This window comes from Waddlia chondrophila WSU 86-1044 (assembly GCF_000092785.1).
GTDB lineage: Bacteria > Chlamydiota > Chlamydiia > Chlamydiales > Waddliaceae > Waddlia > Waddlia chondrophila.
The window spans coordinates 1,138,898-1,153,397 of record NC_014225.1 but is presented as its reverse complement, the minus strand read 5'-3'; the positions used below and the strand labels follow the sequence as shown (position 1 = coordinate 1,153,397).

The following is a 14,500-nucleotide window of genomic DNA, read 5'->3' as shown; positions in this document are numbered from 1 at the left end:
GTTGGGAAACTCCTGATGAGATCCGAAATTGTTGATTACTTTTGTGATGAGACAGGGTTGAAAGGACAAGTCTATTACAGAGAGGATATAGCGAAAAAAAAACCTGCTGTTTTGGTTGCTCATGCTTGGAAAGGACGCGATCAGTTCGCTCTCGACAAAGCAAAAATGCTTGCGGAAATGGGGTATGTTGGTTTTGCTGCCGATCTTTATGGAGAAGGAAAGGTCGTGGAGAGCAATGAAGAAGCTTTTGAATTGATGCTTCCCCTTTTTCTGGATCGCAAGCTTTTGCGTAATCGAATCACAGCAGCTTATCGTGCCGTTTCAGAGCACGATCAGGTAGATCCGCAAAAGATAGGGGCTATTGGTTTTTGTTTTGGCGGAGCCACTGTTCTTGAGTTGATCCGTTCGGGCGTCGATCTTCAGGGCGTTGTCAGCTTCCACGGCCTTTTAGGAATGACGCTTGGCGAGCAAAAAGCGGAAATGGCTCCAACAGCTGAAAAGCTGTTTGGAAGCTTGCTTATTCTTCATGGATATCAAGATCCGATGGTTAGCAGGGAAGATGTTGTCAATATTCAAAAAGAGTTTAGTGCAAAAGGGATCGATTGGCAAATGCATACTTATGGCAATGCTTCGCATGCCTTTACAAATCCTGATGCAAATGAACCGGAAAGCGGACTGATTTATGACTCAATCGCTGAGAAAAGAGCCATGCAGTCAATGAAAAATTTTTTCAGTGAGGTTTTTGTATGAAATTTACCGGAATCCTTGTGATCATCTACAGTCTGCTAGTCCTGTCAGGAGGTTTGATTGGTTATTTGATGGCAGATAGCCTTCCTTCGCTAATTTCAGGGGTGGCATTTGGAGCTGCGTTATTTACTTGCGGCATGGGAATTTTAAGAGCTAATGTCACAGCACTTCTTATCTCTGTTGCTCTCAGTGGTGTTTTAGCGGTATTTTTTGCCTACCGTTATTGGTTGTCTATGAAGTTGATGCCTGCTGGAATGATGGCGATCATCAGCAGTTTAATTTTTCTTCTTTTGATCACTACGCGAGCTAGGAGATAACTGAATTTTGCTCAGGGCCGGCATAGGAATTTAAAAAATAAAGCAATATTGGGATAGGTCTATGAAACAGCTTGTTAATGTGGGAAAATCCCGCCTAAAGAAAATGCTTCCGGTCGATACAGCTCTTTTTCTTTTTCAATTTTTTAAACATCCCAATGATATCGGAGCACTTGCGCCAAGCTCGAAAGCCTTAGCGGAATCGATGACTCGCTTTGTTAGATCCGATGCGCTAGCTCCCAGAAGATATTTGGAAGTCGGAGCGGGAACAGGAGCATTTACCAAAACGATCGCTGGAAAATTAGGTGATCAAGATCAACTGGACATCGTTGAGATCAATTCCAGGTTTTGTTCTCGATTGGAAGAGAAATATGCAGATAATCCGAATATACGCATCTATCAAACGTCGGTATTAGATTGGGAGCCTGAAAGTCAGTATGACGTTATTGTCTCTTCTCTTCCTTTCAATGCTTTTCCGTCAGATTTCGTAAAGCAGATATTTGATCACTATCGGAAAATTTCTAAGCATGGCGGTATTGTCACTTATTGCGAATACATGGCCCTTCCTGGAATACGAAAATTATTTATCTCGCCAAAATCGCGTCGAGCTTTGCAAGCAACTTTGGATATGACCAATCTCTTTGAAAAAGAATACGAGATTCAGACTGATAAGGTGTTTGCCAATTTTCCGCCAGCTCTTGTTCATCATTGCAAAATATCTAGTAGAGGGGACTAGTCCCCTCTACGATCAGCATTTTAAATAGCAGACACTGTTTTTGCTTTAACAATCTTAACAGGCTTCACCGGAAGGTCTTGGTAAGGTCCTTGGGACTGGGTGTCCACGGATTTGATCTGATCCACCACGTCCATTCCATCAGTCACTTTTCCAAAGACGCAGTAACCGAATTCACGAGGGTTTTCCCCTTTGAAATCGAGAAAAGAATTATCTACGACATTGATAAAGAATTGTGAGGTAGCACTGTCGACAACATTTGTCCTTGCCATAGCGATCGTCCCTCTCTTATTTTTTAATCCATTGTTCGCTTCATTGGCGATAGGCTCTTTTGTCGGCTTTTGAGTCAGGTTTTCGGTATACCCTCCTCCTTGGATCATGAACCCGTCGATGACGCGATGGAAAATGGTTCCATCATAATGGCCGGAATCCACATATTGAAGGAAATTTTTCACTGTAACTGGCGCCTTGTCCGGATAAAGTTCCAGTGTAATGTCTCCTAAGGATGTTTGAAGTTTAACTGTTTTCGTTTCTGTATCGGAAGATATATCCATTGAATGAAGTTCCTTGTTTGAAAATAAAATAAATGCAGAAGCTGTAACGATGGCAATTGCCAGCAAATATGAGATTCTTTGCATTGGTGATTCCTTTATCATAGACAATTTATTGTTTTTTCGCTATTACTCAAATAGCTCTATTTGAGCGAGATAAATCGCTGTTTTTTCTTCGTGCGAAGAGTAGTAGCTAATCCATAGCAGCTGATCGTGGAAAACGATTCCAGGATAGCTGCAATCGATTCCGCCACTAGGTAATAGCAGAGCTGGTTGAATCTTATCAAGACTCATTGTGAATAAGGCTGTTTTCTGAAACATCCCGTAAGGGGTGCGTTCGACAATTCTGCCGGCGGCCCACATCTGTTGATCCGGAAGAATAATGAAATCCGGCCCTCCGAGATGGTGCTGCGTTTCATTCCATCTCCACTCAGTGTAAGGTGGTTTGCTTGTCCCTATCCACGCATAGCCGTTGGTTTTGAAATTGCGCCTTACAAGAGCTACCATCGTCTCATCATCCATAAAACGAAGTGTTGTTTCGTTAGGATTTCCAGGTATCTTCCATTCTAAGGCTTGTCTCCATTCTGTTCCTGTTTCACTGCGCCAAAGCCACACGCGCCATTTGTCCTTGTCCGGTTTATAAGAAACTCCCCAAGCTGTTCCTTTATGCCAAGTGATCCGCCATAACCAGTCAAATGGCCGACAAATTTTTTGCAGGGGTGTCCAGTCTTTTTTCAGGAAAGAGATGCTTGAAAAACGGGAGAGAGCTTTTTCACCCTCGTAGACCACCTCTTCCACCAAAAGCATCAGTTGATGGCCAGGGGTGATTGAAAGCTTAGGGTCGCGTAAATCAACACCCTCTTTTCTAATGACAGAATGGGCTCTCCATTCTTTCCCATCGATACTTTGGATGATTCGTATGATTCCGTTGCGTCCGAAAACATGTTCATCGGATTCTCGACAAACACAGTAGAATTTTTTTTGGAAAATAATCAGGTCCGTCAATGCATTATGTTCGGCATTCTCCCATATTTTATTGACTGACCTGATGATCGGCTTCAAACTAGTGACAGATTTTAGATGTGCGCAGTTGTTGTTAATACCTCTTGATTGATGTGTTTAGGCATCACCTCAACAATATACTGCTGGACCGGTTCGGTTGAAAACTGACGGCCGCATTCCAAACAACGGTGGTTTTGCTTCCCGTGGCGGGTAAATCCATTTCGTTTAAAGGCTTGAGACGCGCATTTTGGACAACGTATTTCCATTTTGATTCTATTCCCTTGTTGTTGATGACATTTCGCCTTTACATGTGTTTTGTAATCAGTTGGGTTCATCGCATTCTCTATGAACCTAAACCTTCCAGGCGAAACATTAATAACTGTATACCGAAACAACATCAAGAAGCAGAATTTGACATAAGGCTAACGACGCTGTCAAAAATTGATTCTTGATGTTGTTTCGGTATACATCAGCAACATAAATTTTCCAAGAAAAAAATTAAATAAATTGACAATGTTTGTTCTATTTTGGGTATTTTTTTAAAAGAAGTTCAAGTTCTCCTTTTAGCTCACATAAGTGCTTGTGCGCAATCTCCACATGCATTCGGTGCTGATTTCCTGTTTTAAACTGCTCTTTCATCTCTTCTGTTACACGTTTTCCTGCTTGCTCTAACAAATTTAAGACATCTTCATCATCTCGATCTTCTTGTCCGGCAGCTTCAACAAGATCTTTTAAATACTCCTTCACCTCTTGAGTTTTTTCTGAAACTTTTCTCACAATCACTTCTTTGAAATGTGTGAGAGGGATGACATCGCTATTGATTTTATCCACAATCCACGCGTTCTGAATCTCCCGTCTGAAATTTTCCGTTCCTTTAGCTTTGGATTCCTCGTTCTTTTCTATAATGAAGTCAATTAGTCTTAGAGTTTCATGAACCTCAAGAAGAATATTAAAGGATTCAAGAAACGTTTTTTGCTCGTCGGCACATTGATTTAATTTGCCTTCAGCTTTTGTAATTAGGCCTTCATCAGCAGCTAAAAGGGCAATTCTTCTTTGCGCCCGGTTGTAATCATTTAAATAGGTCTCTACCTTATTGTGAAGTTTGCTCGAGCTTGTCCTTCCTAAAAATGTATTTTTGAACCATAAAACGAGTGAGTGAATACAGCGGGCAATCCACAAAAATGGGCGTTTATACCATACAGGAGAGGGCGTCTCATGAATTGAAAGTTTGCCTGTGACCGCCGCCGTTACCTCGCGAACTCTTTTCGATAAATTTTCAGGAGGAGATTCGGAATTGAAATCGTCAAGTTTGGCGTGTTCAATGACTGTTAGTGCTTGATAACACAGTTTTCGATCCGCAAGATTAAGCGCTTTGATTCGATTTTTATCAAAATGCCTGCCTTTGCCGGGAATCTCTTTAAATAATGCATCATTACGCATCTCTTGGCCGATAGTTAACGCTAATTGAACTGGTATGTTCATTAATTAAACCTCTTCCTTCGAAAATCTGGATTGTTCATTTTAACTCTTATGATAGACCAAAAACAAGACAATATTTATTTTAATTGTAAAATTGGCTTTGAAAAGTATAATGATCGATATACTTCAAAAACAGATAGACAGCTTCATGAAAAATATGCAAGACAGCCCCTCTTTGATGCATTTAATGGAAGAAGAACGCAAATTCTTAGCTTCCAATCAGTTCAAAAAAAATGCTTTCATTTCAAGTGAAGCACAGTACAGAAAGATGTATCGCGAATCGATTGAAAACTCTGAAGCGTTTTGGCTGAATCAAGCAGAGTCGCTTGAATGGTTTGCCTTTCCATCGAAGGCTTGCAGCCATGAATGGAACTCTGATAAAAGACGTATCAAACACACATGGTTTGAAGATGGAAAAATTAATGTGGCCGTTAATTGCCTGGACAGGCATCTATCAGGTGCTCGTGCGGATAAGGCTGCGATCATTTGGCAAGGAGATGACGATCATGAAGCTGAAAAAATCTCATATCGAAAGCTTCATCAAAGGGTGTGTCAATTTTCTAATGTGCTAAAAGCACATGGAATAGAAAAAGGCGATCGGGTTTGCATCTATCTTCCGATGATCCCGGAATTGGCAGTGGCAATGCTTGCCTGCGCTCGGATTGGGGCAATCCATTCTATTGTTTTTGGAGGATTTAGTGCAGAATCTCTTTCTCATCGGATGCAGGATTGCAGCTGCAAAATACTCATTACATCAAATGTTTCAATCAGAGGCGGTAAAACAATTTCTCTGAAAAAAATTGCAGATGAGGCGCTGCTCCAATCAGATTCTGTGAAGTCTGTGATCGTTGTCAAACGCACCGATGCTCCATGTGAAATGTTGGAAGGACGGGACCGCTTTTGGGACGAGGAAATGCAAAACGCCTCTGTTGAATGCCCTCCTGCTGTTTTGAATGCTGAAGACCCGCTGTTTATTCTCTACACTTCCGGTTCAACAGGAAAACCCAAAGGCGTTGTGCATACGCAGGCGGGTTATCTGTTGCAGGCTTCCTTGACGCATCAATATTTCTTTGATCTCAAAGAAGAAGATGTTTACTGGTGCACGGCAGATGTGGGCTGGGTTACAGGCCATAGCTATGTGATCTACGGACCGCTTGCAAATGGCGCAACAACTTTAATGTTTGAAGGTTTGCCTACCTCTCCTGATTCCGGAAGATATTGGCAAGTTGTTGATAAATATGGTGTTTCCCTTTTTTACACAGCGCCAACGGCGATTCGGGCATTGATTGCTTCCGGCAATGAACATCCGAGGAAATATTCACTTGACTCTCTTCGATTGTTAGGGACTGTTGGCGAACCGATCAATCCTGAAGCCTGGATGTGGTATTATGAGGAAATTGGAAAGAAAAATTGTCCGGTTGTGGATACTTGGTGGCAGACTGAAACCGGGGGAATCATGATCGCTCCGATGCCGGGGGTGCAGGCAATGAAGCCGGGAAGTGCTTGCAGACCGTTTTTTGGAGTGGATCCGGTGATTTTAAAAGAGGATGGATCAGAGTGCTCAGTTGATGAAGGAGGCTCTCTTTGCATCAGGCGCCCTTGGCCGGGAATGATGCGCACTGCCTGGGGCGATCACGATTGTTTCATTGACACATATTTCATGCATTTCCAGAACCTTTATTTTACTGGAGACGGATGTCGGATAGATCCGGACGGCGATTACTGGTTCCTTGGGAGGATTGATGATGTTGTCAATATTTCGGGCCATCGGATTGGTACTGCTGAAGTTGAGAGCGCTCTTGTCAGTCATCTAAGTGTTGCAGAGGCTGCCGTGGTCGGCTGCCCCCACCCTATCAAAGGACAGTGCTTATTTGCTTTCGTGACTTTGGTTGACTCTGCTGAAGAAAACGAAGAGATGATTGAAAATCTTCGCTTTCACGTTAGAGAAGAAATTGGTCCGATCGCTATTCCCCAATATTTTCAATTGACAAAAGCACTTCCTAAAACGCGTTCAGGTAAAATCATGAGGCGGATTTTACGCAAAATTGCAGAGCAAGATCTCGGCCAATTGGGTGATATCAGTACACTAGCTGATCCTGATGTTGTCAAAAAGCTTTTAGATGGGAAGCGGTATGGATGACCGTCGTTGGATGGAGATGGCAATTGCAGAAGGGCTGAAAGGAAGGCTTGACGCTCCTCCAAATCCTTGGGTAGGTTGTATTCTTGTAAAAAATGGACAAATCGTTGGCCTCGGACACCATCCGGAATGCGGCTTGCCGCACGCGGAGGTTTACGCTCTGAGGGAGGCTGGACAAAATGCTCGAGGAGCGACAGCTTATGTGACGCTTGAACCGTGCGTGCATACAGGACGTACGCTTCCTTGCATTCATGCACTGATTGAGGCTGGTGTTGCGCGTGTCGTGGTTGGAGTGGAAGATCCAGATCCAAAAGTGTCCGGTTCAGGAATTGCGGCTCTTAAAATTGCAGGAATAAAGGTTACTGTTGGAGTTGAACGGGAAGCAGTAGAGCTAAGCTTGGCCCCTTATTTACACCATCGAAGAACTGGAAGACCGTTTGTGATTGCGAAAACAGCGCTTTCCATCGATGGACGAGCAGCTGCAAGCGACAAAACCTCGCAATGGATCTCGTGCGAAGCAGCAAGACGCGATGCTCACGAGATGAGAGCCGAGTCGCAGGCGATTCTGATAGGTGCTGGAACAGCAGTTAAAGATTCTCCTCAATTAACTGTGCGTCAAGTGAATAAGCTTCCAAAGAAACAGCCGCTGCGGGTGCTTCTCGACCCCAATGGAAAAGTTCCGCATGACTCCCCTCTCTATGATCTTGATTTAGCTCCGACTCTTGTTTTTTCAGAGAAAATGGAGCCGGAGAAAATTTTATCGATCCTGGGAGAAAAAGGAGTTATTCAACTCCTGATCGAGGGAGGGCCGACGACAATCACTCAATTTTTGCAACAACATCTTATTGACCGTTTGATCGTCTACACCGGCCCTTGCTTGCTTGGCTCTGATGGACTGCCGGGGTTTGGTTCAATGGGAATTTGCTCGATGGAAAACGCTTTAAGATTGCACCTTTTGGAAAGTTCCGCTATTGGAAATAGCGTTAAGTCAGTATACGCTCATACGTTCCAATGAGCTCCCCTTGTGCTAAGATATGCCCTTCCATCGCTTTCTGGAGATCGGCTTTGAGTGCTTTTTGGGGTAGTGTAAGAATTTTATCGAGTGCGAAAATCTTGAAAAAATATCGATGCCGTCTTCCTTTAGGAGGATAGGGACCTTTGTAGCCAATATCTCCAAAGTCGTTTAATCCTTCGTTTTCAGGCTTTATCCCCTCTTTAATTGTTTTCAGGTCCGGATCCAAATTCCAGGCAACCCAATGCACAAAGTCTCCAAGAGGAGCATCAGGGTCATCGACAATGATCGCAAGGCTTAGTACATGGATGGGAGTGCCTTCGATATTCAACTGAGGTGAAAGGTTTTCTCCCTCACCTGTATATTTTTTGGGAATGGGAGCTTCGTTCTCAAAAGCTGGGCTTGTTATTTTCAATCTGTTCACAAGGCCTCTATTCAGTTAAGTGATTGTACCGTCTGTCCAAATCTACAAGAATTTGAAGAACTTTTTCTTTATTCATCGCATTGTGGTATGGCGAAGATTCATCTTGTCGATACTTTTCCGTCACTTCAATAAATTTTTCAAGAGATTCGATAAACTCGTTGCTGATTTCGTCAGTCTCAAAATTTTCATCATCCTGATTAATTTTTTTAATGGCTTCAAAGTTGTCTACTAATTTTTCAACATAGTCGAAGCATTTCATTGGGTCTTTTGGATATGTTTTTTGGATTTTTACCATGAGATGAAGAGTTTCCTTCATCAGATCACTCATTTCTTTAAGCTTATCGGCCATCAATCATGCTCCTCCGCTTAATTCCGTCCCTTTAACCTTGCCGCCACGCTCTTCATCCAGGTGATCAAGGACATACTGGAGGTTGTCCTTCACTCTGTTAACGGCTTCAGCGCCCAATAACGCAACAGCTTGCGGAGCTGCCTGCTCTGCTGCTCTCGCACTTTTCTGGAAATGCTCGATAGCACTGCGCAGCTCTCCTTTTGCTTCAGGAGGGATTGTCACGTTTTCTAATTTCCCAAGAGCTGTAATTTTTGAGAAAGTTGATTGGATCGCGGACGCAAACGGCATGGCTGCAACCAGGCCTCCGGTTTGTATCGCATCTTTAGCGTTATCGATATTTTTTGCGAATGTTTCAATTGTATGAGCAATTTCACTGACATTGATACTCATTTGGGTCCTCCTATATTTATCTTAACTAAATAAAAAAAATGCTATATTCTGTCAAATTTTAAGCCAAAAAAAGGCACAGCTTATGGCAAAAGTCATTCTGGATGGAGGATGTTTTTCCCTCGATCAAGCAAAAAGGGTTGCTGGCGGAGCTAAAATACAGATACACGATAATGTGGCAGAGCGAATTGACGCTTCGCGTGTTTTTGTATCTACCGTCTCTAATGGGGACAAGCCAGTTTACGGTGTCAATACAGGGTTTGGCTACCTGGCGCGTCATAAAATTGGCAAATCCAAGTTGAAAGAGCTGCAGGTCAATCTGTTAAAAAGTCATGCGGGAGGGTATGGACCTCCGTTGACTGCTCAGGAAACCCGGTTGGCAATGACATTAAGATTGAATGTGTTGCTAAAAGGATTGGCAGGCGTCACATTTGAACTGTGCGAAGCATTGGCAAATCTTATCAACGCCCGCATTTACCCGATCATTCCTGAATATGGATCTGTAGGCGCTAGCGGAGATCTTGCACCCTTAGCGCATCTTGCCTTGCCTTTAATTGGGCACGGGAAGGTTGTCTATCAAGGGAAAGTGATTGGTGCTCGAGCTGCTTTGAAACGGGCAGGATTGAAGCCTTATCAACTGGAGGTGAAAGAAGGCCTTTCGTTGATCAATGGGACTCAGGTGATGCTGGCAGTTGGAACGTTGGCCCTAATCGAAGCGCTAAAGCTTGCAGAATTAGCTGATTGGATCGCTTCGCTGACATACGAAGCGATGGTTGGAAATGTTGATGCTCTAAATCCTTTAATTCATCATGCTCGCGGGCAAACAGGACAGATCTCCTCTGCAGAAGCGATGCGCCAGCATTTGGAAGGCTCTTATCTCTACGACAAAGAAACAAAACGGTCGCGAGTTCAAGATCCTTATTCCATGAGGTGTGCCCCGCAAATTCACGGCCCTAGCCGCGATGCTCTTTCCCATTCGAAGCAAATCGTGCTCAAGGAATTGAATGCAGCAACAGATAATCCCTTGGTGTTTGAGGAGAGTTTGGAAATATTAAGCGGAGGGAACTTTCACGGTCAATGTTTAGCTTTTGCTTTCGATATTGCCTCTATGGCAGTTGCCGAGCTTGGAAATGTTTCAGAAAGGCGTCTGGAGCTTTTGGTCAATCCCCATTTTAGCGAGCTTCCAGCCTTCCTCACCCCTTTTGAAGGCACGCATTCCGGATACATGACGGCTCAATATTTAAGCGCTTCCCTTGTCAATGAAAATAAATTGCTGGCAAATCCTGCCTGTACCGATTCCATTCCCGGTAATGTCGGCGTTGAAGACCACGTCAGCATGGGAATGACTTCAGCTAGAAAATTTAAGAAAATCATTAAAAACACCCGCGTGATTTTAGCTGCCGAACTCGTGGCAGCTGCACAAGGGGTTGACTTAAGAGGCGTTCAAAATTTGGGAAAAGGGACATCTGCCATCTATAAAATCTTGCGTCGGAAAGTGCCTGAATTAAAAAGCGACAGAGTGATTGCAAAAGATATCGATCAGGCAGTCAAAATCTTGGAGGATTTATGACCTTGACCTCGTTTATGGAAAAATATGCAAAGCACCCCTCTTACAAATCTCCTGTAGGGAATCAGTTGCACGCTAAAAGCTGGCAGACAGAAGCGCCTCTTAGGATGCTTTTGAACAATCTAGATGCTGAAGTGGCAGAAGATCCAAATCAACTTGTTGTCTATGGCGGAACAGGACAAGCTGCGCGCAATCCTGAAGCTCTAACAAAAATCATTGATGCACTTTTGACATTAGAAGAGGATCAAAGCCTTCTCATCCAATCGGGAAAAGCAGTCGGCATTGTCAAAAGCCACCCGGAGGCTCCCCGTGTGCTGATCGCTAATAGCAACTTAGTTCCTCATTGGGCAGACTGGGAACATTTTCAGAAATTAAAAGAGCGCGGGCTGATCATGTATGGACAAATGACTGCCGGAAGCTGGATTTACATTGGTACTCAAGGGATTTTACAAGGCACCTATGAAACATTTGCCGAAATGGCCAGACAACATTTTGGAGGCTCATTAAAAGGGAAATTTGTCGTTTCAGGAGGCCTTGGAGGCATGGGAGGGGCTCAACCTCTGGCTGCGGTTTTAAACGGAGCTGTCTATCTTGGTGTAGATATCGATCGCTCAAGGATTGAAAAACGGTTGAAAACCCGCTATCTGGATACAATTGCCGATAATTTAGAAGATGCAATGGCAAAAATTACTGAGGCAAAGAAGAAAGGGCAAGCCCTTTCGATTGGTTTGGAGGCAGATATCGGAAGCACTTTGCATCGATTGTTGGAAAAAGGGATGGTTCCCGATGCGGCAACAGATCAAACATCAGCTCATGATCCTTTATATGGCTACATCCCTTCTGGATTGACTTTGAGTGAAGCAGAAGCGTTGCGGAAAGAAAATCCAACAGACTATCTCCTGCGTTCAAAGGAATCGATGGCCAGTCACGTCAACGCGCTTTTGGCCATGAAAGATCAAGGAACGATCGTTTTTGACTATGGAAATAATCTTAGGGAATTTGCCAAAGAAGGGGGCTCTTCTCGCGCTTTTGAAATTCGAGGGTTTGTTCCCGAGTATATCCGCCCGCTGTTTTGCGAAGGGAAAGGCCCGTTTAGATGGGCTGCTTTGTCCGGAGATCCAATGGATATCTACAAAACCGACGAAGCGTTGATGAGGCTGTTTCCAGAAAACTCCCACCTGCATCATTGGTTGAAATCTGCAAGGGAGAGAGTGGAATTTCAAGGACTCCCCTCTCGAATTTGCTGGCTTGGGCTGGGAGAGCGGGAGCAGGCAGGTCTTTTATTCAATCAAATGGTTGAATCCGGCGAGTTGTCTGCGCCGCTTGTGATTGGACGCGATCATCTCGACTCCGGGTCGGTTGCCTCTCCTAACCGTGAAACAGAAGGAATGCGGGACGGCTCCGATGCGATTTCGGACTGGCCGCTTTTGAACTTGATGGCGAACACTGCCGGAGGAGCCACTTGGGTCTCTTTCCATCACGGCGGCGGCGTAGGAATGGGGTTCTCGCAGCATGCTGGCATGGTTGTTTTAGCTGATGGAACAAAGCGCGCTTATCGATGCTTGTCCAGAGTTCTTTTCAACGATCCTGCTACCGGCGTGATGAGGCATGCTGACGCAGGCTACGAAACGGCGCAAAGATTGTTTCAGGAGAACCAGCTAGGATGAAATTAATTGGACCGTTTGCCCAGTTAGTCACAATGCGAAACGTTCGGAATGCAGGACCTGTCGAAGATGTTTCTTTGGAAATTTTGCCGCATGTGGGCATTCTTATAGAAGATGGTAAGATTGCTAAAATCGACAATTACGAAAATCTTCGAGCAGATGACCAGATCACATTTGATTCACCTGTGATTGCCATCCCAGGGCTCATTGATGCACATACGCATCTTTGCTGGGGAGGATCTCGGACTCGCGATTACGCTTTACGCGTTCGGGGCGTTTCCTATCAGGAGATCGCAAAGCAGGGAGGAGGAATTTTAGACACTGTCGCTCAGACAAGGGAAGCTTCACTTGAAGAGCTGACAAACGTTGTCGATCAGCATTTAGACCAGCAACTATCTTGGGGGGTGGCAACCACCGAAGTGAAAAGCGGTTATGGGCTTTCTGTAGAAAGCGAATTAAAAATGCTCAAAGCGATACAGATTGCTGCACGTAAACATCCCGTTGATGTGATCTCAACCTGCCTTGCAGCTCATACGCTTCCCCCTGAATTTAACGATCGAAAACAGTATTTAAATCATCTTCAATCGGCTTTGTTTCCTAGGCTCAAACCAGGCACTCATCGAATCGATATTTTTATTGAGGAGGGCGCCTTTTCTCCTGAAGAGGCGCTCCCCTATTTGCAATATGCGAAGAAGCTAGGGTTTGAAATCACTGTGCACGCTAACCAATTTACCCATGCAGGGGTGAACGTTGCTTGCCAGGTAGGAGCTGTTAGCGCAGATCATCTAGAACATTTGACAAAAGATGAGATTTGCCTGCTCAAACAATCAGGGATCATTGCTGTTGCTCTTCCTGGAGCCTCTCTTGGGCTTGGTGAAAGAATGGCTCCGGTAAGGAAAATGCTTGATGCGGGCCTTTCTGTTGCGATCGCTTCTGACTGGAATCCCGGTTCTGCACCGATGGGCAATCTGTTAGCTCAAGCAGCTCTTTTGGGAGCATTTGAAAAGCTTAGCCTTGCAGAGACTTTAGCGGGGATCACTAAACGAGCAGCCGCTGCTCTAAAGCTGCCTGATCGAGGAGTGTTGGAAGTCGGAAAACGTTGCGACTTAACGGTGTTTAAAGCAAGTGATTGGAGGGAAATTTTTTATTATCAAGGTTCTCTTCAGCCATCAGATACAGTTATTCAAGGAAAGAGGTTTCATCATGTGGACAGGTCGCGTTGACAGTGAAAGAAACGAGCGTTTTCATCAATGTGTGAAAGCGGTATCCATCCATGAAATTCCTGAAGATGGGACAAAAAAGGCAGCTTTTATAGGATTTGCATCAGATGAAGGAATCAAACGCAATCAAGGAAGAGCCGGAGCTGAAAAAGGCCCTGAAGAGATCAGAAAGGCGCTAGGATCGCTTCCCTATCATCAACAGAATCTTGCAATTTATGAAACCGGAGACATCTGCTGCAAGGCAGGCAATCTTGAAGAAGCGCAAAAACAGTTAGCCGAAGCTGTTGCCGCTCTTTTAAAAAAGAAGGTTTTTCCTATTGTCTTAGGTGGCGGGCATGAAGTGGCTTGGGGCCATTTCCAAGGGATTTTCAAACATTGCCCATCAGAGGAAGTTGCCATTGTCAATTTTGATGCCCATCTGGACATGCGTCCTTTTTCTAAACAAAGCTCTTCCGGAACTCCGTTTCTGCAAATCGCTGATCTATTGCAAAAAAACAATGTTCCGTTTAATTACACTTGCATTGGCCTTCAGCCATCCGGAAATACTGCTTCTTTGCTCGAAACAGCTAAGGATTACGGAGTAAAAATGGTGACTGCGGAAGAGATCCATTTAGAAGGGATTGCATCTGCTTTGCAGAGACTTGAATCATTAGTTCTTGCTTGTCCATTTCTCTATGTCACCGTTTGTTTGGATGTGTTTGCTTCCCCTTTTGCTCCCGGTGTCAGTGCTCCTCAGCCTTTGGGGCTGACCCCATGGCAAATCATTCCTTTATTGCGTTATCTCGCTGCTTCTGGTAAGGTTATAAGTGTAGATGTTGCTGAGCTTTCACCACCTCATGATGTTGACAGGATGACAGCAAAATTGGCTGGCAACCTGATTTTCGACTTCATCCATCACCTTAAATAATAGATAT

Annotated in this window: 15 protein-coding genes and 1 pseudogene; 9 read left to right on the top strand and 7 right to left on the bottom strand. The window is 44.3% G+C overall.

Features of this window, described 5'->3' with window-relative positions:
• The first annotated feature begins 15 nt into the window (after positions 1-15).
• From WCW_RS05185 to WCW_RS05175, 3 genes are all read left to right on the top strand, one after another.
• The gene (locus WCW_RS05185; RefSeq protein WP_013182144.1) at positions 16-750 is read left to right on the top strand and encodes a dienelactone hydrolase family protein; all 735 of its coding nucleotides are present in this window, start codon (positions 16-18) and stop codon (positions 748-750) included.
• Positions 747-1,064 (top strand): TMEM14 family protein, encoded by a 318-nt coding sequence (locus tag WCW_RS09725; RefSeq protein WP_013182143.1) that lies wholly within the window; start codon positions 747-749, stop codon positions 1,062-1,064. Before WCW_RS05185 ends, WCW_RS09725 begins: the two co-directional genes overlap by 4 nt.
• Before the next feature lie 61 nt (positions 1,065-1,125).
• Positions 1,126-1,797: a class I SAM-dependent methyltransferase gene (locus tag WCW_RS05175; protein ID WP_013182142.1), complete on the top strand. Its 672-nt coding sequence runs from the start codon at positions 1,126-1,128 to the stop codon at positions 1,795-1,797.
• Between the two features lie 20 nt (positions 1,798-1,817).
• On the opposite strand, the gene WCW_RS05170 is transcribed toward WCW_RS05175, so the two are convergent.
• From WCW_RS05170 to WCW_RS05155, 4 genes and pseudogenes are all read right to left on the bottom strand, one after another.
• Positions 1,818-2,432 carry a peptidylprolyl isomerase gene (locus tag WCW_RS05170; RefSeq protein WP_013182141.1) on the bottom strand — a complete coding sequence of 205 codons (615 nt, stop codon included), beginning with the start codon at positions 2,430-2,432 and terminating at the stop codon, positions 1,818-1,820.
• 42 nt (positions 2,433-2,474) lie between these two features.
• Positions 2,475-3,350, bottom strand: a complete 876-nt coding sequence (locus WCW_RS05165) for a hypothetical protein (RefSeq protein WP_049767123.1) — start codon at positions 3,348-3,350, stop codon at positions 2,475-2,477.
• A 146-nt stretch (positions 3,351-3,496) separates the two neighbouring features.
• Positions 3,497-3,613, bottom strand: a pseudogene (locus WCW_RS10545) (IS1/IS1595 family N-terminal zinc-binding domain-containing protein); the annotation flags it as partial.
• 256 nt (positions 3,614-3,869) lie between these two features.
• A complete protein-coding gene (locus tag WCW_RS05155; protein ID WP_013182138.1) occupies positions 3,870-4,829 on the bottom strand; it encodes a hypothetical protein in 960 nt (319 codons plus the stop codon).
• A 109-nt stretch (positions 4,830-4,938) separates the two neighbouring features.
• Here WCW_RS05155 and acs point away from each other — a divergent pair, with 109 nt between their 5' ends.
• Both acs and ribD read left to right on the top strand, forming a co-directional pair.
• Positions 4,939-6,966 (top strand): acetate--CoA ligase, encoded by a 2,028-nt coding sequence (gene acs, locus WCW_RS05150; RefSeq protein WP_013182137.1) that lies wholly within the window; start codon positions 4,939-4,941, stop codon positions 6,964-6,966.
• On the top strand, positions 6,959-7,978 hold the full coding sequence (gene ribD, locus WCW_RS05145; protein WP_013182136.1) for a bifunctional diaminohydroxyphosphoribosylaminopyrimidine deaminase/5-amino-6-(5-phosphoribosylamino)uracil reductase RibD: 1,020 nt from the start codon (positions 6,959-6,961) through the stop codon (positions 7,976-7,978). The genes acs and ribD overlap by 8 nt, the downstream gene beginning before the upstream one ends.
• On the opposite strand, the gene WCW_RS05140 is transcribed toward ribD, so the two are convergent.
• Genes WCW_RS05140 through WCW_RS05130 form a run of 3 tightly spaced genes read right to left on the bottom strand, consistent with a single transcriptional unit; the run spans position 7,947 to position 9,138 of the window.
• Positions 7,947-8,399 carry a YbhB/YbcL family Raf kinase inhibitor-like protein gene (locus tag WCW_RS05140; RefSeq protein ID WP_013182135.1) on the bottom strand — a complete coding sequence of 151 codons (453 nt, stop codon included), beginning with the start codon at positions 8,397-8,399 and terminating at the stop codon, positions 7,947-7,949. The two genes, ribD and WCW_RS05140, sit on opposite strands and share 32 nt — an antisense overlap.
• A gap of 7 nt (positions 8,400-8,406) precedes the next feature.
• Entirely contained in the window at positions 8,407-8,748 is a 342-nt protein-coding gene (locus WCW_RS05135; RefSeq protein ID WP_013182134.1) for a hypothetical protein, read from the bottom strand.
• A 3-nt stretch (positions 8,749-8,751) separates the two neighbouring features.
• Positions 8,752-9,138, bottom strand: coding sequence for a hypothetical protein (locus tag WCW_RS05130; RefSeq protein ID WP_013182133.1), 387 nt, complete (start codon positions 9,136-9,138; stop codon positions 8,752-8,754).
• Between the two features lie 82 nt (positions 9,139-9,220).
• Here WCW_RS05130 and hutH point away from each other — a divergent pair, with 82 nt between their 5' ends.
• Genes hutH through hutG form a run of 4 tightly spaced genes read left to right on the top strand, consistent with a single transcriptional unit; the run spans position 9,221 to position 14,493 of the window.
• Positions 9,221-10,705 (top strand): histidine ammonia-lyase, encoded by a 1,485-nt coding sequence (hutH, locus tag WCW_RS05125; RefSeq protein ID WP_013182132.1) that lies wholly within the window; start codon positions 9,221-9,223, stop codon positions 10,703-10,705.
• Positions 10,702-12,369, top strand: coding sequence for a urocanate hydratase (gene hutU / locus WCW_RS05120; RefSeq protein WP_013182131.1), 1,668 nt, complete (start codon positions 10,702-10,704; stop codon positions 12,367-12,369). The genes hutH and hutU overlap by 4 nt, the downstream gene beginning before the upstream one ends.
• Positions 12,366-13,589: an imidazolonepropionase gene (hutI, locus tag WCW_RS05115; protein ID WP_013182130.1), complete on the top strand. Its 1,224-nt coding sequence runs from the start codon at positions 12,366-12,368 to the stop codon at positions 13,587-13,589. The genes hutU and hutI overlap by 4 nt, the downstream gene beginning before the upstream one ends.
• Positions 13,570-14,493, top strand: a complete 924-nt coding sequence (gene hutG, locus WCW_RS05110; RefSeq protein ID WP_013182129.1) for a formimidoylglutamase — start codon at positions 13,570-13,572, stop codon at positions 14,491-14,493. Before hutI ends, hutG begins: the two co-directional genes overlap by 20 nt.
• Positions 14,494-14,500: the final 7 nt, after the last annotated feature.